Origin of the sequence: Blastococcus jejuensis (assembly GCF_039534705.1) — a bacterium.
Classification (GTDB): Bacteria; Actinomycetota; Actinomycetes; order Mycobacteriales; family Geodermatophilaceae; genus Blastococcus_B; species Blastococcus_B jejuensis.
Genome location: NZ_BAAAVV010000003.1, coordinates 297,627 through 314,726 on the forward strand (window position 1 = coordinate 297,627; position 17,100 = coordinate 314,726).

Genomic DNA, 17,100 nt, shown 5'->3' on the forward strand with positions numbered 1-17,100 from the left:
GATCCGATGTCAGCCGGGTCGCCCGAGACACTCGGCGAGCAGTTCGTCACAGGTGCGGACGGTCAGCGACGCGCCCGCGTCCAGCAGTTCTGCGGGCGACGAGAACCCCCATCCCACCCCGATCGCTCGGGTCCCGGCGGCGACGGCGGCCGCCATGTCAGCCGGACTGTCCCCGACGAGGACGGCCTCGGCCGGCTGGACACCCAGCCGCCGCAGTGCGGTCACCACCGGCTCGGGATGTGGCTTGCCCTGCACGACGTCCTCCGCGCAGACGACCGTTTCCCATCCGGCGTCCAGCGCGGTCCTGGCCGCATCGAGGGCGAACCGGTCGGACGTCTTCGACGTGATCACGCCGATGCGGCACCGCGCAGCGCGCAGCCGTGCCAGCAGGTCGGCAACACCGGGAAAGGGCGTCACCATCGAGGCGTACCGCTGGTAGGCCGGCGTGAAGCCGGCGATGAGCGCGGCGACCACCGCCGGGTCGTCGGAGAGTTCGGGGAACGTCTCGGCCCCCCGGCGGCCGAAGGCCCACCGCTGCTCGTCGGCGGTGACCGGGAACCGGCGACCCAGCACCGCCTCGGTGACGTCGTGCCACGCACCCAGCAGCGCGGCCCGGGTGTCGACCAACGTCCCGTCCCAGTCGAACAGCACCACGGTAGGGCGCACGTCCATCGGCACGAGGGACATCCTTCCTCGGCGCGCCCCGTTTAGGGCAGCGAGGTGCGGACCCCGTCCGCCACTGAGCTGCAGCGAGGTCGCAGGCGAGGACCTCCTCGTCGATAGCCCGGCGGTCGATCCAGTCATCCGCGATGCACCTCTCGGGCGCCCGGACCGCCGCGGGCAACCAGGACAACGAGGTGTGGCATAGTTGTGGCATGGGTAGAACACGACTCAGCACAACGGTGGACCAGGACCTTCTGCACGCCGCTCGACGGGTCCGATCCGGCGACACCGACGCCGCCATGATCGATGAGGCGCTGCACGCCCTGGTAGCGCGCCACCGTTCAGCCGAGATCGAGGCCAGCTACACGGCCTACGACGAACACCCGCTCGACGAACCGGACGAGTGGGGTGATTTGGCGTCGTTTCGCGAAGCCGCCGGACGGTCGTGACCACGCTGCCGGCGCGCGGTGAGGTCTGGTGGTGCGAGATGGCCGAGATCGGGCGCCGCCCGGTCGTCGTCCTCTCCCGCGACGCGGTGATCCCCCGACACCGGCGTGCACTCGTAGCGCCATGCACGACCACGATCCGCGGCCTCGTCAGCGAGATCGGCCTCGAGCCCGGCGAGGACCCGGTCCCCCGGCGCTGCGTGGTCAACCTGGACTCGGTGGAGAGCATCCCCGTCGCGGTCCTCGTCGAGCGGCTCGGACGGTTGGCCGACACGCGCATGCGCCAGATCTGCGCAGCCCTCGCCGTCGCGGTCGACTGCGCAGACTGACAAGTGTCGGTGGGGGGAGCCCACCTGAAGATCGCGGGACCGTGGGCTGAGGTTGGCCCCCGCCCCGCATGACCGGCCGGTCAGCCCTGCCGGACGGGGAGGTCAACAGGGACTTGCTCCTCCGGGCCGGCGTGGGCAGCGAGGACGCCGCGAACCGCTGCACTCGACTGGGCTGCCGCTCGCCGGTCGGACGAGCGAGGGGCCGCTCGTCCGACCGACCACGTGGCGCTGAGGCACGCGGAAGGCACGGCAGGCGCACGACTCGGCGGTGACCAGCCAAGATGGCGCTCGGGGTCCCAAGCCTTCCAAGCTGACTGTGCGGGTTCGATTCCCGTCACCCGCTCCACCGCGGCGTCGTGGGAACCGTTCACAGGCTTCCCCGACCCGTTTACGTTCGGGCGCTTGCGGTGCCGCCATGACTCTCATCCTTCCGGCGAATGAAGAGCCTCCATCAGACCAGGCGCGGGACATTTCGGTTCGCCTGCTCCCGGCGACACCGCTGGGTCATTGCCTGCTGAGGGTCATTTCCCCCTCAAGTTCGAGGGCCGCTATGTGATGATCGAGATCAAGGCCGGCAAGTTCACGCCTGATCATGTTGGCCTAGGCTTCTCCATGACCGCTGTCGATGCCCAGGCCAAGGACGACATGGACGGCCCAACGATCGGCCTGCCGCTGTGCAAGACGAAAGTGGGGTCGTCGCCGAGTCCGGCCTCCGCGACAACACCCGACCATTCGGCATCGCCGAACAGCAACTCCTGGAGAGCCTGCCAGATCCCCTTCAGTCCAACCTACCGACCATCGAGCAGATCGAACGCGAGCTCGCGGGCGGTGAGCCGTGAGCCGGCCCGGCGACGTTGCCGCCCGCGGACTGCCAGCCATTCCGCCCGGGTCGACGGTTGTACCCCCCGCGGTGGATCATGAGCAATGCTCGTTTGTCGCGGCTCCTCCGGGCATCGGGACACGCTCGTGGCAGGGATGTCCGGAAGGAGGTGCTGCGGTGGGTCAGGATGAGCATCCGGCGTTGGCCGGCCGACCGGTGTATCTGGACTACAACGCCACGACTCCGATGGATCCGCGCGTCGTCGATGTCATCCAGGCAGCCCTGACGACGGACTTCGGTAACCCCTCCAGCGCCCACGCCTACGCCGAGGGGCCCCGCCGGCGGCTCACGCGGGCGCGCGAGCAGGTCGCCGCGCTGCTCCACGCGGCTCCAGCCACCGTCGTGTTCACGGCCAGCGGATCTGAAGCTGACGCGTTGGCCGTCCGCGGCGCGGTACTGGCCCGCGCCGCCACCGTCACCGGCCGACCGCACGTCATCACGCAGGTCACCGAGCATCCCGCGGTCCTGGCAGCGTGCCGACATGTGCAACGGTGGCACGACGTTGACGTCACCTATCTGCCTGTCGATCGTTATGGCCGCATCAACCCCGGCGACGTCCGGGCCGCTATCACCCCCGAGACGGTGCTGGTGACCGTCATGCACGCCAACAACGAGACCGGCACCCTGCAGCCCATTGCCGACATCGCCGAGATCACGCGGCCGCGCGGCATCCTGCTTCACACCGATGCCGCCCAAGGCGCCGGCAAGGTGGACCTCGACGTCGACAAGCTGGGGGTCGATCTACTCACGATCGTGGGTCACAAGGTGTACGCCCCGAAGGGGATCGCCGCGCTCTATGTCCGCGAGGGTGTCACGCTCGAACCGATCATCGGCGGCGGAGGGCAGGAGCGCGGCCTGCGCGCCGGCACCGAGAACGTCGCTCTCGCCGCTGCCCTCGGGGCGGCCGCCGACCTGGCTGCCCGTGGCCTCGCCGCCGGTGAGACCGGCCGCCTCGCCAGGCTGCGGGATCAACTCCAGGCCGAACTCACCGAGCGGCTACCCGGTCGCGTCCACCTCCACGGTCATCCCACCCTTCGCCTGCCAAACACCCTCAACATCGGCATCGATGACGTGATTGGCCGAGAACTGCTAGCGGCCGCGCCGGACGTCGCCGGCTCCACCGGCTCGGCCTGCCATTCCGGCGACGACCAGCCATCAGCGAGCCTGCTCGCCCTGGGCCTGACTCCCGGGCAAGCGGCATCGGCACTGCGGCTGTCGCTCGGCAGGTGGACGACTGCGCAGCAGGTAACCGCAGCCGCTGACTCCCTGACTGCCGCACTTCTGACCAGCGGTGGCTGACCGGCTACCAATCCTCAGCTCGCGACTGGCGCTTGGCTACCGCTCCACGCCCTGGCGACATCTTCATTCCGGGTGGCATCGACGCGTCCCTGCAGCCGTGGGCCGTGCCGGCTCCGACGTCATTCGAGGCGCCGTAGTGCGGGGTTGTCGACTTCTGCCGCCAAGACCCGCGCCGCTGCGCCTGCCGCGTGGTCTCCGAGGTTGCCCCGGTGGGCGTAGGCGCGCGCGACGAGTTCCCGCATCCCGGTGCGGGTCGCCAGTGCCTCCAGGTCGTCGATCCAGCGCGCGGCGTCGGCGTAGCGCTGCTCGACGGCGAGCGTGCACAGGGCGTCCAGGCAGTAGGCCTCCACCCACAGGTAGGCGTCGGGCAGGCGCACACACCGGTGGCGGGCCTCGGTGATCCAGCGAAGTGCGGTTGCGGGGTCGCCGCGGTAGGCGGCGACCAGGCCGAGGCCGCGACCGGCGCAACCCTCCCAGCATGGATCGCCCAGCTGGAGCGCCAAGGCATGCGCGTGCTCGTAAGCGATCGCGGCCGCCTCGACCCGGCCTTCGGCCAGATCGACATCCGCGAGCAATGCCTCGGGTAACGGCACGAAGGCGGTCCAGCGAACGGTGTGCGCCCACGCCAGTCCCTCGGTGAGGCACGTGCGTGCCTCCTCGAGATCCTGGCGCAGCAGATGCACCCGGCCGGTGAACGTCCACACCCAGGTCTCCACCTGGCTCAGCCCTCTCGCCTGCGCCAGAGCCAGGGCTTCGTCGAAGGCGTTCAAGGCATCGTCATAGCGGCCGACATCTGTGGAGACCACGCCCTGGACGGCCAGCGCCCAGGCTCGCTCGGTTGACTCTTCACCGGCCAGCCTCGCGGCGTTCCCGAGCCACCGTTGGGCTCGGTCATAGCGTCCTCTGAGCAGTTCGACGTAACCCAGCTCGCGATGCGCCTGGGCGGCCGACCCCGGAGCGCCGATCCGGTCAGCGACGCCGATTGCCTCGTGCAGGACACCGGCACCTTCGCCATCGCGTCCTCGGACGCCGTGGACCAGCGCCGATCCGAGCGCGACAAGGGATTGCACCCGAAGCGGACCGTCGTCCAAGTCGTGCGCGTCTGCGACCGCCTGTCGCAGGAAGCTGACCGCCGCATCGACGGCTCCTGCATCAAGTGCTCCCATGCCGGCCTCGAGCTGGGCAACCGTCGCGGCCCTGGCCGGTCGCCGGTGCGGCAACGCGTGCTCATGCTTTGGCTCCGCGGCCTGGAGAACGCCGACACCGGGGTCAGTCCCGAGCTCGCGACGGAAGAGCGCGATGCACGCATCTCGTTGGATCTCGGCTGCAGATCGGTCACCGCTCGCGACATACGCCCGGATCAGAAGTTCTTGGGCATCCTCGTCGAGCGGATTGGCGGTGACGAGCCGGCTTGCGAGCTCCGCTGCGCGAGCAGCGTCACCCGCTGACACCTTTGCTCGCGCTGCCTCCCGGAGCACGCTCTCGGCGGCTCCGGCCAGCCTCCGTCTGTTGGCCAGCAGCCACACGTCAAAGCCGGGGCAGGCCGAGAAGGTCTTGCCCTCCAACAGGTCACGACCGAGGTCCGGAACGTCGATGGCCTGCATCCAGGTGCCTGCCGTCAGAGCGTGAACGTCGACGAATGTCCCATGTGGCAGCCGGAGAACGACCGGGTCGCCGGCAATGCTCGATCCGTGGCCCAGGAGCCGACGAAGCTGGGTCAGGTTCCAGCTCAGAGTGTTGAATGGATCGTTCGCGTCGCTGAACAACAGCTGTGCCAGCCACTCGCGGCTGGGCGCCGACTCGGTGATCAGCAGGTACGCGAGCAGGGCCCAGACCTTGTGACCACGAGGGGCTGGCTGCCGACGCTCAGCCCTGACAACGCGCGGCCGCGGACCCAGCAGATGGATAGCCAGCGGTTCCGCCATGGACGAATTGTCCCCCCGCGTCCCCGGTCACAGGCCACGTCACAGAGCTCCGGCTCATGCTGCGGCACAGCACGCCCGGCCCATACATCAGGGAGGCACACCAGATGACCACGTCCGAGATCCAGGTAGACAACGGCGTCAACGTCGAAGCGTTGCTCGGCGTCCGCTCCGCCCTGGCCGAGACTCCGGAGATCGCTCAGTTCCAGTGGCGGTCGACGGTGTCGTGGGTCAAGGGCACGCACAGCCGCTCAGCCGTCGAGAGCTTCTACGGCTTCGGAGACGACCAGCAGCACCACACGACGTTCAGCTACGACGTCGACCACCCGCTGCAGTTCGCCGCACAGGACAACGGCATCACGCCGGTGGAGTACGTCCTGGTCGCCCTCGGCGGCTGCCTCACCGCAGGCGTCGCGGCCGTCGCCCAGCAGAGGTCGATCCAGCTCCGATCTGTGCGGGCCACCCTCACCGCCGAGATGGACCTGCACGGAATCCTCGGCGCCGACCCGGACGTCCGCAACGGTTTCAGTGGCGTCAACGTCAGCTACCAGATCGACGCCGACGCCACCGCCGAGGAGATCCGGGCGCTGATCGCGCAGTCGCAGAAGCGCTCCGCGGTCTACGACATGCTCACCAACCCGACACGCGTCACCGTTGACGTCTCTTGATCGACTCCAGCGAGCAGGGGGCGCAGCCGTGCCCAACACGACCACCGTGATCATCGGTGCTGGCCACTGTGGGCTGGCCATGAGTCACTGCCTCGCCACTCGCTCGATCGACCACGTGGTCCTCGAGCGCGGCGAGATCGCGAACTCATGGCGCACGCAGCGGTGGGAGTCGCTGCGCTTGCTCACCCCGAACTGGATGACCCGGCTGCCCGGCTATGTCTACCGTGGTTCCGATCCGGACGGTTACCTCGGCGCGCAGCTGGTCGCCGCACTGCTCGAGGAGTACGCGGATGTGTCCGCGGCGCCGATCTTGACCGGCACGACGGTCACGTCGGTGCGGGCAGCCGGAAGCGGCTACGTGGTAGGGACGGACCAGGGCGCCTGGCGCGCCCCGACGGTGGTGCTGGCCTGCGGGGCGGCGACGATGCCCTCGGTGCCAGCGGTGGCCTGCCGGGTGCCGCCCGGAATCACCTCTGTGACTCCGGCGGGTTACCGCAGTCCCAGCCAACTGCCACCGGGCGGCGTGCTGATCGTCGGCGCTTCGGCCAGCGGGGTCCAACTCGCCGACGAGTTACACCGCTCGGGGCGTCCGGTCACGCTCGCCGTGGGAGAGCACGTGCGCATGCCACGCACCTACCGCGGTCGGGACATCCTGTGGTGGCTGGACGCCGCAGGCGTGCTGGACGAGCGGTACGACGAGGTCGACGATCTGGTCCGGGCGCGGAATCTGCCGTCCATGCAGCTGGTCGGCTCGCCGGGCCGGACGGTCGACCTGAATGCACTGAGCTCGGCCGGGGTTCGGCTGGTTGGCCGGTTGGCCGGGATCGAGAGCGGAGTCGCTCAGTTCTCCGGCTCGCTGCCCAACGTGTGCACGCTGGCCGACCTGAAGCTCGGGCGGCTGCTGGACACGATCGACACCTGGGCGGGGGCGCGCGGTGAGCGGTTCGCACCGACGGAGCTGCCCACCGCACCGCTGACCCTGGACCTCCGGTCCGGGGAGATCGCCACGATCGTGTGGGCGACCGGATACCGGCCCGATCTGTCCTGGCTCGACGTCCCGGCGTTCGACCGCCGGCGCCGCGTCATGCACGACGGCGGCGTGACGGCCTTCGCGGGCCTGTACCTGATCGGCATGCCGTTCCTGCGCCGCCGCAAGTCGAGCCTGATCGACGGTGCGGCGACGGACGCCACGGAGTTGACCATGCACCTCGCCGCCCATCTCGACGGGCTGGCAGGCCATCAGGGAAGGAATGCGTCATGAACGAGCATCCCCAAGCGACGGCGACGGCGGTGGCGATGGCGGTGGCGGTGGCGGTGGCGGTGGCCGAGCGGGACCCCGTCCGGCTGGCCGCTGCAGTCACAGACACTGTTCGGCTGCGGGCGCTACTGCCTGGCGGACCGATCGAGGAGCACGGCCGGGAGGCTGTCGTCGCCCGTGTCGATGGCTGGTTCGCCGACATGGACACCGTCGATCTGGTGGAATCTGCGGGCGAGCCGGTGGCCGATCGACTGCTGGTCCACTACCGGCTGGACCTGGCCCAGCGTGGCACCCGCTGGGCCTGCACCCAAACCGCGATCTGCAGGATCGACGACGGCCGGCTGGCCACCATCGATCTGCTCTGCTCGGGCTTCCGCGAGATCTAGGGGTGGTCCAGATGCGCAACCCGGCCCTCGAGACGTGGGGGGACTACGACCGAGACGACCCGTACCCATTGTTCGCGCTGGTCCGCGCGGGCGGTCCGGTGCACGAGGTCACGCTGGCCGACGGCCATCGGGCGTGGCTGATCGTTCGCCACGAGGAGGCGAAGGCCGCGCTCACCCACGCCGGCCTGTCGAAAGACATGCACGCGGCGCTCGCACGCGACGGAGCAGTGGTCGCCGAAGGCCTGCCCGGTCCCGCCTTCGCCCGGCACATGCTCGGCGTCGACCCGCCTGACCACACCCGGCTGCGCCGACTCGCCTCGGCTGCGTTCAGCCGGCCGCGGATGGCGGCTCTCCGGCCACGTGTCCAGGGGATTGTCGACCGGCTGCTGGACGACCTCGAGGCGCACGGCGACGTAGTGGTCGACCTCGTCAAGGGCTTCGCCTTTCCGCTGCCGTTCACGGTCATCAGCGAGCTGCTCGGGATCCCGGAATCGGACCGAGACCACCTCGGGAGCTGGTTCACTACGCTGCTCGCGCCGTCGTCTGCGCCCGAGCCGCCGGCCGCGGCCGTCTCCGCCTCCGAGAGCATCGTGCGATACCTGGTCGAACTGCTCGCCAGCAAGCGCGACACCCCGGGCGAGGACCTAATCACCGACCTCGTGAACTCCGCCGATCGCGACGACGCGCTGTCCGAGCAGGAGGTGCTCTCCACCATTTTTCAGCTCATCGTCGCCGGGCACGACACCACAACGAGCCTGATCGGCAACGGGACGGTCGCCCTGCTGCTGCACCCCGAACAGCGCGACGCGCTCGTCGCCGACCCAGGGCTGGTGCCGCGCGCGATCGAGGAAATCCTGCGATGGGACGCGCCGGTCCAGCACTCGACGTTCAGGTACACGCAGCAGGACGTCGCCATCGGCGGGACCATCATCCCCGCGTTCGCTCAGGTGATCATCTCCCTGGCCGCCGCCAACCGAGATCCGGGCCGGTACGCCGACCCGGAGACCCTGAACATCAGCCGGGCGGATACCAGCCACCTGGCCTTCGGCCACGGAATCCACCACTGCCTGGGCGCCCGACTGGCCCGACTCGAAGCAGAGATCGCCTTTACCACCCTCCATGGCCGCTTCCCGACCATGCGGATGGCCGTCCCACGGTCGCAACTGCGCTGGAGCCACGGCGACGGACTGGTACTGCGCGGCCTGCACGAGCTGCCGGTCATCCTCGCCCCACAAGGCGGACCTCTCGCGAGTGACCACCCTGCATGAGCCGTTCTCCAGGGGACTCACCTCGCCGTGGCGCTCCACGGCGAGGCTGGCGACCCGCTGTCGTGGCATGATTGTGGCATGAGTAGAACACGACTCAGCACTACCGTCGACGACGATCTCCTGCAGGCCGCTCGACGTGTGCGATCCGGTGACACCGACGCCGCCATGATCGATGAGGCGCTCGCGCGCTGGTGGCGCGCCACCGTTCAGCCGAGATCGAGGCGAGCTACACCGCCTACGATGACCACCCCCTCGACGAACCGGACGAGTGGGATGACTTAAGGCACGTGGAAGGCACGACATGCGCCTGACTCGGCGCTGACCAGCCAAGATGGCCCTTGGAGTCGCAAGCCTTCCAAGCTGATTACGCGGGTTCGATTCCCGTCACCCGCTCCACTGCGGTGTCGCGGGACACCGTTCACAGGTGTCCCGCGACACCGTCCGGCGAGTCCGCCGCGGATCAGCAACGGCGTGGGTAGGCCGGCCGCTCGCTCCCGCTACCGTCCACACGGTGACCGCAACCGGGGACGAGACGGCGCCCCATGCGGGGCTGGTCGAGCAGCGCGCCACCAGGCGGCCACCGTGGCTCGCCTTCGTGGCCGGTGCCGCGGTCGGTCTGCTCGGCGGGCTGGTCGGCCTCGGCGGCGCGGAGTTCCGTCTGCCGCTGCTGATCGGGCTCTTCGGGTTCATCGCGCTGCAGGCGGTCATCGTCAACAAGGCGATGAGCCTGGTCGTCGTCCTCGTCGCCCTGCCCTCGCGGCTCCTGGCGGTGCCTGCCGACGTGGTGGCCGCGCATTGGTTCATCGCCGTGAGCCTGCTGCTGGGCAGTCTGCCCGGTGCGTGGGTCGGCGCGTCCTGGGCGACCCGGATGCGGGCTGCGACCCTCTACCGGGTTCTCGGCGTCCTGCTCCTCGGCATCGCCGCGGTGTTCGCCGCGTATCACCTCGGGGGGCTGCCGCAGCTGACGTTGCCGACCGCCGCACAGGCTGCCCTTGGTGTCGTCGCCGGGTTCGGCATCGGTGTGGTCGCGGCGGTGATGGGAGTGGCCGGCGGCGAGCTGCTCATCCCGACCATCACGGTGCTGTACGCGGTGGACGTCAAGCTCGCCGGCAGCCTGTCGCTGCTGGTCTCCCTGCCGACGATGCTGGTCGCCTTCTTCCGCTACAGCCGCGACCAGGCCTTCGGGGTGCTGCGGCAGCACGCCGGCTTCGTCGTCACGATGGTGGCCGGGTCGGTGGCCGGCTCCATCGCCGGGGGACTGATGCTGGGCGTCGTATCCGAGGCGGTGCTCGTTCCCCTGGTCGTCGCGCTCCTGCTCATCTCCGCCGTCAAGGTGTGGCGGCATGCGTAGTACAGCCCTCACGGTGCGGCTGCCTGGCCGCGCCGGCTCGCCGGGGGCAGCTGGGGCCGTCCCAGACTGCCCGTCCTGACGTCGGGATGGACCTGCTGCTGACCCTGCTGGCCGCCTCGGGCGCAGCGTTCGCCCTGGCACTGCTGTCGGCGGTCGCCGGTTTCGGCGGGGGTGTGCTGCTGCTACCGGTGTTCACCGCGCTGTTCGGTCTGCGGGTGGCGGTGCCGGTGCTCACGCTGACCCAGATCGTCAGCAACGGCAGCCGGGTATGGCTCAACCGCGCCGAGCTGAACCGCCGGCTGATCGGGCGCTTCGCCGCCGGAGCGGTGCCGTTCGCCGTGCTGGGTGCCCTACTGTTCGTCAGCGCCCCGCTGGAGCCGCTCAAGCGGCTGCTGGGGGTGTTCCTGCTGGCCGTGGTGGTGTGGCGGCGGGTCAATCCACATCCACGGCGACCGTCGGAGGCGGCGTTCGTCGGCGTCGGTGCGGTCTCGGGGATCGGGTCGGCGCTCCTGGGCTCGGTCGGCCCGATGACGGCCCCGTTCTTCCTGGCCTACGGGCTGACCCGGGGCGCCTACATCGGCACCGAGGCCGCCTGTGCCCTGCTCCTGCACGTGACCAAGACCGCCGCCTACGGCATCGGGGATCTGCTGACCGTGCGAGTGCTGCTGCTCGGCCTGACGCTGGTGCCGGCGACCATGCTCGGGGCGTGGGTCGGCAAGCGGCTGGTCGGACGGATCAGTGACCGGCTGTTCGTCGCATTCGTCGAGGCGTCGTTGGTCGTGGCGGGGGTGCTGTTCCTGGCCGGAATCTGACCTCGCCTCCGCCGGGGCCGGAGCGGCATGGTCGCCGCCCACATCTGACCTTGCACTCCGTACCTAGGTACGGGATTACCGTGGGCGGCATGGAGTCCCCCGTGACCACCGCCCGCCTTGGCCCTGCCGCCGCCGAGTGGGTGCCAGTGGAGACATGCACGCTGCCCACCATCGAACAGCCGCTGCGCGTGGCCGAGTTCGACTCACTGTTCGCGACAGCACTGCGCGCCGTCGAGGTTCCGGCGGGCGCCGGAACCCGGGCCCGCCTGGTGCTGGCCGGCGACCACGACTTGCCTGCGCGGGTGCAGCGGCTCGCCGACGCCGAGACCGCTTGCTGCTCGTTCTTCAGCTTCACCCTCACCCCACTGGTCACCGGCCCGCGCGGCGAAGATGCCGACACGGCGGTGGTCGCCCTCGACATCGAGGTCCCCGACGTGCGCGCCGATGTGCTCGCCGCCCTCGTGGACCGGGCCGAGCAGGCCCGCCGGGCGGCCGCGTGAGCGCCGCCCACCCGCCTGTCCTCGGAGACGGGATCGGGCTGCGCAGCGGTCAGGTCGCTGCGGCTGCCGGCGTGAATGTGGAGACGCTGCGCTACTACGAGCGCCGCGGCCTGCTCGCCGAACCGCACCGCAGCTCCGGCGGGCATCGCCTCTACGACGCAAGCAGCGTGACCACGCTGCGGGTGATCAAGGCCGCGCAGCGACTCGGGTTCACCCTCGAGGAGGTGGCCGAGCTGCTCGAGGTCGGCCGGCACCGCCACCGGCCTCGCGGCGTCCGGCCCGGCGACGCGGGCCTACAGGCGCGGGCGCGGGCGAAGCTGGCCGAGGTCGAGGAGCGCATCACCGACCTGGTCGCCATCCGCGACAACCTGCAGGCCGCGCTGGACGCGGGCTGCGATGACCTGATCGCGTGCGCCGACACCGACTGCTGCCCCATTCCGTTCGCCACGATCACCCGGCGCCCCGCCCCGGCGGCCCAGGACAGGAGCGACAGGTGAGCACCTCGCGCCCCGCGAATGCGAGCAGCGGCGGGCGACCCCGGCTTCGTGGCGGCCTGGTCGGCGCCGGCGCGGCAGCGTGCGCGATCTGCTGCGCCGCCCCGCTGATGGCGCTGATCGGCATCGGCGCCACCGGTGCCGCCGCGGCGGCGCTGACCGCCGCGTTCGCCGGCGGCGTCTTCGCTCTCGTGGTCGCGGGAGCCACCGTCGGGGCAGTCGTCGTCCGGCGGCGGCGAGGCCGGGCGGCCGCCTGCGCTACCGACGCGTCCGGCCCGGTCGCGGTCGAGCTGGGCTGGCGCCCCGATGCGGCGGACTACGCCGCACCGTGACCATGCGGCGCACCGGACCACGGCGGTGAGCGTGGAGGACAACAAGCGGGTGGTCGCCCGCGCCATCGTCGAGGTCATCAACGGCGGCGACCTGGACGCGGTCGACCAGCTGTACGCACCGGAGATCGCCGCCGCGGCGCGGGAATGGGTGGCGCCGTTCCGGGCGGCGTTTCCCGATGTGCGGATGGACACCGTCGCCCTCGTCGCGGAAGGCGACACCGTCGTCGGCCACTTCCGCTGCTCGGGCACCCACACCGGGCCGTGGATGGGCCGCCCGCCCACCGGCCGGGCCTTCCGCGACGTCCGGGAGGTGTACTGGTTCACCGTCCGCGACGGCCGCATCGCCGAATGGTGGGGGCTGGAGGACAACGACGACCGGCGCCGGCAGCTCCGCCATCCGGCGACGCCGCCCTGACTCCATGCGCGGGCTGCTGGGCAACACCGAGGCTGCTGGTGCCGAGTTATGAGGCGCGCGGGGCGTACATGATCACGGCGACGCCCGCCAGGCAGATGAGCGCGCCGACAACGTCGTAGCGGTCCGGGCGGAAGCCGTCGGCCACCATGCCCCACGCCAGGCTCCCGGCCACGAACACCCCGCCGTAGGCAGCGAGGATCCGCCCGAAGTTCGCATCGGGCTGCAGCGTGGCCACGAACCCATAGGCCCCGAGCGCGAGCACGCCAAAACCGATCCACACCCAGCCACGGTGCTCCCGCACGCCCTGCCAGATCAGCCACGCCCCGCCGATCTCGGCGACCGCGGCCAGAGCGAACAGCAGGATGGAGCGAGCAACCGTCATGCTGGGCAGCCTGCCAGTAGCTGCGACGCCTCCCCCGCCGCAGCGATGCAGCACCAACGCCGCGCAAAGGTGAGATTGCCGCTCTCGCCGCCGCCATGATTGAGGCGCTGAGGCAACCGGAAGGCACACCCTCAACCTGAAAGAGCGTTGACCAGGGGAAACACTGCCTGGGGGACGGCGAGCAGGACGGCGGTGTAAGTGCCGGTGACGGTCCGGGCCAAGCCTGCGGTCACCGGGCCGACGGTCTTGGCCGCGGTGAGCGCGATGCCGACCAGCGCGGCGAGGGTGGCGTAGTCCCGGACGCCGTAGGCGTCGGCGAGCATCGCCGGGCGCGCGATGGTGCACCCACGCGCCGACGACGCCACGCCGAACAGTGACGAACGGCTCACCACTCAACCCTGACGTCAGGGACGAGTTCCCGGCAGACTGTCGGTGACCCCAGCGAAGCCGCGCGCACCGATGAGCCCGAGTCGGCGATCCCGACCGACATCACAGCGCGACCGCGCTTTGCCCACGTCGGCGCACCGACGCGCCACCCATGACTCGGCACCGCCTCCGGTGCTGCCCGCCTGCGCCGACGACGGCGCACCGAACGAGACGGATCCATGCCCTCAGCTCTCGCTGCCCTGCCCAAGCCGCGCCTGTCCCGGCCCGCCTGGCTGTCCCCCACGGTCGCCCGCACCGAGGTGCTGGCCGGCCTCGTCGTCGCGCTCGCGCTGATCCCCGAGGCGATCAGCTTCTCCATCCTGGCCGGGGTCGATCCCCGCGTCGGCCTGTTCTCCTCCTTCGTGATGGCCGTGGTCATCGCGTTCACTGGCGGCCGCCCGGCGATGATCACCGCAGCCACCGGCGCGATCGCCCTGGTCGTGGCGCCGCTCGCGCTGGAGCACGGCGTGGAGTACCTGTTGGCCGCGGTCGTCCTCGGCGGGGTGTTCCAGGTGCTGCTGGGCCTGTCCGGCTTCGCCCGGCTGATGCGGTTCATCCCGCGCAGCGTCATGGTCGGCTTCGTCAACGCACTGGCCATCCTGATCTTCACCGCGCAACTGCCGCAGCTGATCGACGTCCCCTGGCTGGTCTACCCGATGGTCGCCGCCGGCCTGGCCATGATCTTCCTGCTGCCGAGGCTGACGAAGGCGGTCCCCGCACCACTGGTGTCCATCGTCGTGCTCACCGTGCTGACCGTGTCCGCGGGCTTCACCATCCCGAACGTGGGCGGCGAGGGCGAGCTGCCCGACGCCCTGCCGTTCTTCGGCCTGCCCGACATCCCGCTCACCTTCGAGACGCTCGGCATCATCGCCCCCTACGCCCTCGGCGTCGCCCTCGTCGGCCTGATGGAGTCGCTGATGACCGCAAAGCTCGTCGACGACATCACCGACACCCACTCGGACAAGACGCGCGAGTCCTGGGGCCAGGGCGTGGCCAACATCGCCTCCGGCTTCTTCGGTGGCATGGGCGGCTGCGCCATGATCGGCCAGACCATGATCAACGTGAAGTCCGGTGCCCGCACGCGGCTGTCGACGTTCCTGTCCGGGGCGTTCCTGCTGGTTCTCGTCGTGGCGCTGGGCGACATCGTCGCCGTGATCCCGATGGCCGCCCTGGTCGCCGTGATGATCTTCGTGTCCATCGCGACCTTCGACTGGCACAGCCTCAAGACCATCCACACGATGCCGCGCAGCGAGACGATCGTGATGCTCACGACCGTCGCCGGCACCCTGCTCACCCACAACCTGGCCATCGGGGTCGGGGCCGGCGTGCTCGCCGCCTGCGTGCTGTTCGCCCGCCGGGTCGCCCACCTGGTCGAAGTCACCAGCGTCACCGACCCCGACGGCGGCACCCGCTTCTACGCGGTGCACGGCGCGCTGTTCTTCGCCTCCAGCAACGACCTCTACACCCAGTTCGACTACGCCGGCGACCCGGCCAACATCGTGATCGACCTGTCCAACGCCCACGTGTGGGACGCCTCGACCGTGGCCGCCCTCGACGCCATCACGCACAAGTACGAGACCCGCGGCAAGAGTGTCGAGATCGTCGGCCTCACCGGTCACTCCGCCGACCGCTTCGATCGGCACACCGGCCAGCTGGCCGGCGCCCACTGATGCGCGGCGCGTCGGCGGCAGGCCACCCGGTGGCCTATGAAGGACAGGTGACCGAGACCCCGCGCAGCGAGCTGATGCAGATCGGCCAGGTCGCCGAACGCACGGGGCTGAGCCTGCGCACCATCCGCTGGTACGAGGAAGAGGGGCTGGTCGTCCCCACCGCGCGCACCGATGGCGGGTTCCGGCTCTACAGCGCCGCCGACGTCGCCCGCCTCGAGGTCATCAAGCGGATGAAGCCGCTCGGCTTCGCCCTCGAGGAGATGCGCGAACTGCTCACCCTGCTCGCCGACCTCGACGCCGGCACCGGCGACCGCGCGCAACTGCTCGACCGGCTGCGGATGTTCCACGAGGCGGCCACCGCCCGGGTCACAGCTCTGCGCGAGCAACTGACCGTCGCCGAGGGCTTCGCCGACAGCTTCGCCGGCCACCTCGACGCCCGGCGCTGACGAGTCCAGACGTCGCATATCACTCCCGCGGATCAAGCCGGTCGGCCGTCGTCGAGCTCCACCGCGTCGACGGGCCACGCGTGCCCAGGTCGGCAGCCCGTCAAGGCACGGGGGCAGGGCAAGAAACACTATGACCAGGGGAAACGACCGCAGGGAACCCTAGCCTTCGAAGCTGATTACGCGGGTTCGATTCCCGTCACCCGCTCCACTGCGATGTCGCGGGACACCGTTCACAGGTGTCCCGCGACACCGTTCGTGTCCGGGCGGTTCACGGTGACGCCATGACTCTGCTCCTTCCGGCGATTGAGAGCCTCTATCAGACCCGGCGCGGGACACTTTGGGATCCACACCCTGACCGCGGTAGCTACCACAACGTTTACAGCCTGGTGGCCTTCCAGCCAACAGACATCGGGTACCGAGAGATCTGGGACCTGCCCGGCTTTAACGCCAATGACAATTTCATGGGTCTGCGCTTCCTCGACGAGGAGAAAAGCGCCGTCGTCGCCGACGGCCTAGCAATCCAGACGGTCACGGCCGCCCGCCTTGAGGTTCAACGAGACGCGGAGCTAGTCACCAATCTGGCCGTCGGCCACCTGGTGGACGTCGAGGCCGTGCACACGGCAAGCACAACCTACGACCGCTCGAGCGGATCGGTCCTCGTCCGGAGAGCCGAAGCCCTCCTCGTCCTCGCCTACCGCGCCACGCTTCCGCCGAGCGAGGTCCAGCGGCTGCGTACTCCGTCAGGGGTCACCGACCTATACGTCCGAAGTCCGGAGCGCGTCGAGCTACTCGAGGCGAAACGTGGAGCCGATCACCGGTTCGTCCGCCAAGCACTTGGCCAATTGCTGGACTACGTGGCACACGCACCCGGAGAAGTCGACACCCTTACCGCCCTCTTCCCCGAGCGGCCCAGCGGAAGCGACGTCCAGCTCCTGCACCGGTACGGGATCGACGTGGTGCACCGCGACTCCACCGGAGCGTTTCTCCGCGTCCCTGCGCCCGCCACAGCACGGGACACCATGAGCGGCATCTGGCGCTCCGATGAGTAGAAACCCCCGCCTGGCAGTGGACCTCGGACTCCACCTGCGCGCTTGCAAGCCGACTTTTCCCGGTCGGCAGCCGGGCGGAAGGGAGTGGGTGTCGCAGGTCGGCC

The 17,100-nt window shown here is 70.1% G+C and carries 21 protein-coding genes; 17 read left to right on the forward strand and 4 right to left on the reverse strand.

Annotated elements, in window-relative coordinates:
- Positions 1-9: 9 nt before the first annotated feature.
- Entirely contained in the window at positions 10-672 is a 663-nt protein-coding gene (locus tag ABD644_RS08495) for an HAD family hydrolase (protein WP_344688340.1), read from the reverse strand.
- Between the two features lie 290 nt (positions 673-962).
- Between ABD644_RS08495 and ABD644_RS08500 the strand changes: the two genes are divergently transcribed.
- The 4 genes from ABD644_RS08500 to ABD644_RS08515 all read left to right on the forward strand — a co-directional run bounded on the left by ABD644_RS08500 (position 963) and on the right by ABD644_RS08515 (position 3,617).
- Complete coding sequence (locus ABD644_RS08500) at positions 963-1,112, forward strand: hypothetical protein (protein WP_344688341.1); 150 nt, start codon at positions 963-965, stop codon at positions 1,110-1,112.
- Positions 1,109-1,438, forward strand: a complete 330-nt coding sequence (locus ABD644_RS08505; protein WP_344688342.1) for a type II toxin-antitoxin system PemK/MazF family toxin — start codon at positions 1,109-1,111, stop codon at positions 1,436-1,438. The genes ABD644_RS08500 and ABD644_RS08505 overlap by 4 nt, the downstream gene beginning before the upstream one ends.
- A 674-nt stretch (positions 1,439-2,112) precedes the next feature.
- Positions 2,113-2,277, forward strand: coding sequence for a hypothetical protein (locus ABD644_RS08510; protein WP_344688343.1), 165 nt, complete (start codon positions 2,113-2,115; stop codon positions 2,275-2,277).
- 158 nt (positions 2,278-2,435) lie between these two features.
- Entirely contained in the window at positions 2,436-3,617 is a 1,182-nt protein-coding gene (locus ABD644_RS08515) for a cysteine desulfurase family protein (RefSeq protein ID WP_344688345.1), read from the forward strand.
- 119 nt (positions 3,618-3,736) lie between these two features.
- Here the strand turns inward: ABD644_RS08515 and ABD644_RS08520 are convergent, their stop codons facing one another.
- Positions 3,737-5,542, reverse strand: coding sequence for an AfsR/SARP family transcriptional regulator (locus ABD644_RS08520; RefSeq protein WP_344688346.1), 1,806 nt, complete (start codon positions 5,540-5,542; stop codon positions 3,737-3,739).
- Positions 5,543-5,646: 104 nt separating this feature from the next.
- On the opposite strand from ABD644_RS08520, the gene ABD644_RS08525 reads away from it, so the two are divergent.
- From ABD644_RS08525 to ABD644_RS08570, 10 genes are all read left to right on the forward strand, one after another.
- A complete protein-coding gene (locus tag ABD644_RS08525; RefSeq protein ID WP_344688347.1) occupies positions 5,647-6,207 on the forward strand; it encodes an OsmC family protein in 561 nt (186 codons plus the stop codon).
- A gap of 28 nt (positions 6,208-6,235) precedes the next feature.
- The gene (locus ABD644_RS08530; protein ID WP_344688348.1) at positions 6,236-7,468 is read left to right on the forward strand and encodes a flavin-containing monooxygenase; all 1,233 of its coding nucleotides are present in this window, start codon (positions 6,236-6,238) and stop codon (positions 7,466-7,468) included.
- Positions 7,465-7,851 carry a nuclear transport factor 2 family protein gene (locus ABD644_RS08535; protein WP_344688349.1) on the forward strand — a complete coding sequence of 129 codons (387 nt, stop codon included), beginning with the start codon at positions 7,465-7,467 and terminating at the stop codon, positions 7,849-7,851. The genes ABD644_RS08530 and ABD644_RS08535 overlap by 4 nt, the downstream gene beginning before the upstream one ends.
- Positions 7,852-7,862: 11 nt before the next feature.
- Positions 7,863-9,119 carry a cytochrome P450 family protein gene (locus tag ABD644_RS08540; protein WP_344688350.1) on the forward strand — a complete coding sequence of 419 codons (1,257 nt, stop codon included), beginning with the start codon at positions 7,863-7,865 and terminating at the stop codon, positions 9,117-9,119.
- A 511-nt stretch (positions 9,120-9,630) separates the two neighbouring features.
- Positions 9,631-10,470, forward strand: coding sequence for a TSUP family transporter (locus ABD644_RS08545; protein ID WP_344688351.1), 840 nt, complete (start codon positions 9,631-9,633; stop codon positions 10,468-10,470).
- An 86-nt stretch (positions 10,471-10,556) separates the two neighbouring features.
- Complete coding sequence (locus ABD644_RS08550; RefSeq protein ID WP_344688352.1) at positions 10,557-11,282, forward strand: sulfite exporter TauE/SafE family protein; 726 nt, start codon at positions 10,557-10,559, stop codon at positions 11,280-11,282.
- 89 nt (positions 11,283-11,371) lie between these two features.
- Positions 11,372-11,782 carry a hypothetical protein gene (locus ABD644_RS08555; protein WP_344688353.1) on the forward strand — a complete coding sequence of 137 codons (411 nt, stop codon included), beginning with the start codon at positions 11,372-11,374 and terminating at the stop codon, positions 11,780-11,782.
- Entirely contained in the window at positions 11,779-12,279 is a 501-nt protein-coding gene (locus ABD644_RS08560) for a MerR family transcriptional regulator (RefSeq protein WP_344688354.1), read from the forward strand. The genes ABD644_RS08555 and ABD644_RS08560 overlap by 4 nt, the downstream gene beginning before the upstream one ends.
- Positions 12,276-12,608 (forward strand): hypothetical protein, encoded by a 333-nt coding sequence (locus ABD644_RS08565; protein ID WP_344688355.1) that lies wholly within the window; start codon positions 12,276-12,278, stop codon positions 12,606-12,608. Before ABD644_RS08560 ends, ABD644_RS08565 begins: the two co-directional genes overlap by 4 nt.
- A 25-nt stretch (positions 12,609-12,633) precedes the next feature.
- Positions 12,634-13,023, forward strand: coding sequence for an ester cyclase (locus ABD644_RS08570; RefSeq protein WP_344688356.1), 390 nt, complete (start codon positions 12,634-12,636; stop codon positions 13,021-13,023).
- Between the two features lie 46 nt (positions 13,024-13,069).
- Here ABD644_RS08570 and ABD644_RS08575 read toward each other — a convergent pair whose 3' ends face one another.
- Entirely contained in the window at positions 13,070-13,405 is a 336-nt protein-coding gene (locus ABD644_RS08575; protein ID WP_344688357.1) for a YnfA family protein, read from the reverse strand.
- A 131-nt stretch (positions 13,406-13,536) separates the two neighbouring features.
- Complete coding sequence (locus ABD644_RS08580) at positions 13,537-13,794, reverse strand: hypothetical protein (RefSeq protein WP_344688358.1); 258 nt, start codon at positions 13,792-13,794, stop codon at positions 13,537-13,539.
- A gap of 216 nt (positions 13,795-14,010) precedes the next feature.
- On the opposite strand from ABD644_RS08580, the gene ABD644_RS08585 reads away from it, so the two are divergent.
- The 3 genes from ABD644_RS08585 (at position 14,011) to ABD644_RS08595 (ending at position 16,996) form a co-directional block, all read left to right on the forward strand.
- Positions 14,011-15,501, forward strand: a complete 1,491-nt coding sequence (locus ABD644_RS08585) for a SulP family inorganic anion transporter (protein ID WP_344688359.1) — start codon at positions 14,011-14,013, stop codon at positions 15,499-15,501.
- Between the two features lie 47 nt (positions 15,502-15,548).
- The gene (locus ABD644_RS08590) at positions 15,549-15,947 is read left to right on the forward strand and encodes a MerR family transcriptional regulator (RefSeq protein WP_344688360.1); all 399 of its coding nucleotides are present in this window, start codon (positions 15,549-15,551) and stop codon (positions 15,945-15,947) included.
- A 236-nt stretch (positions 15,948-16,183) separates the two neighbouring features.
- Entirely contained in the window at positions 16,184-16,996 is an 813-nt protein-coding gene (locus tag ABD644_RS08595; protein ID WP_344688361.1) for a hypothetical protein, read from the forward strand.
- Positions 16,997-17,100: the final 104 nt, after the last annotated feature.

Bases quoted from the DNA above. Each gene is read 5' to 3' on its own strand.
- ABD644_RS08495 (WP_344688340.1), bottom strand. From the start codon at position 672: ATGGACGTGCGCCCTACCGTGGTGCTGTTCGACTGGGACGGGACGTTG.
- ABD644_RS08535 (WP_344688349.1), top strand. From the start codon at position 7,465: ATGAACGAGCATCCCCAAGCGACGGCGACGGCGGTGGCGATGGCGGTG.
- ABD644_RS08555 (WP_344688353.1), top strand. From the start codon at position 11,372: ATGGAGTCCCCCGTGACCACCGCCCGCCTTGGCCCTGCCGCCGCCGAG.
- ABD644_RS08500 (WP_344688341.1), top strand. From the start codon at position 963: ATGATCGATGAGGCGCTGCACGCCCTGGTAGCGCGCCACCGTTCAGCC.
- ABD644_RS08525 (WP_344688347.1), top strand. From the start codon at position 5,647: ATGACCACGTCCGAGATCCAGGTAGACAACGGCGTCAACGTCGAAGCG.
- ABD644_RS08585 (WP_344688359.1), top strand. From the start codon at position 14,011: ATGCCCTCAGCTCTCGCTGCCCTGCCCAAGCCGCGCCTGTCCCGGCCC.
- ABD644_RS08550 (WP_344688352.1), top strand. From the start codon at position 10,557: ATGGACCTGCTGCTGACCCTGCTGGCCGCCTCGGGCGCAGCGTTCGCC.
- ABD644_RS08540 (WP_344688350.1), top strand. From the start codon at position 7,863: ATGCGCAACCCGGCCCTCGAGACGTGGGGGGACTACGACCGAGACGAC.
- ABD644_RS08520 (WP_344688346.1), bottom strand. From the start codon at position 5,542: ATGGCGGAACCGCTGGCTATCCATCTGCTGGGTCCGCGGCCGCGCGTT.
- ABD644_RS08575 (WP_344688357.1), bottom strand. From the start codon at position 13,405: ATGACGGTTGCTCGCTCCATCCTGCTGTTCGCTCTGGCCGCGGTCGCC.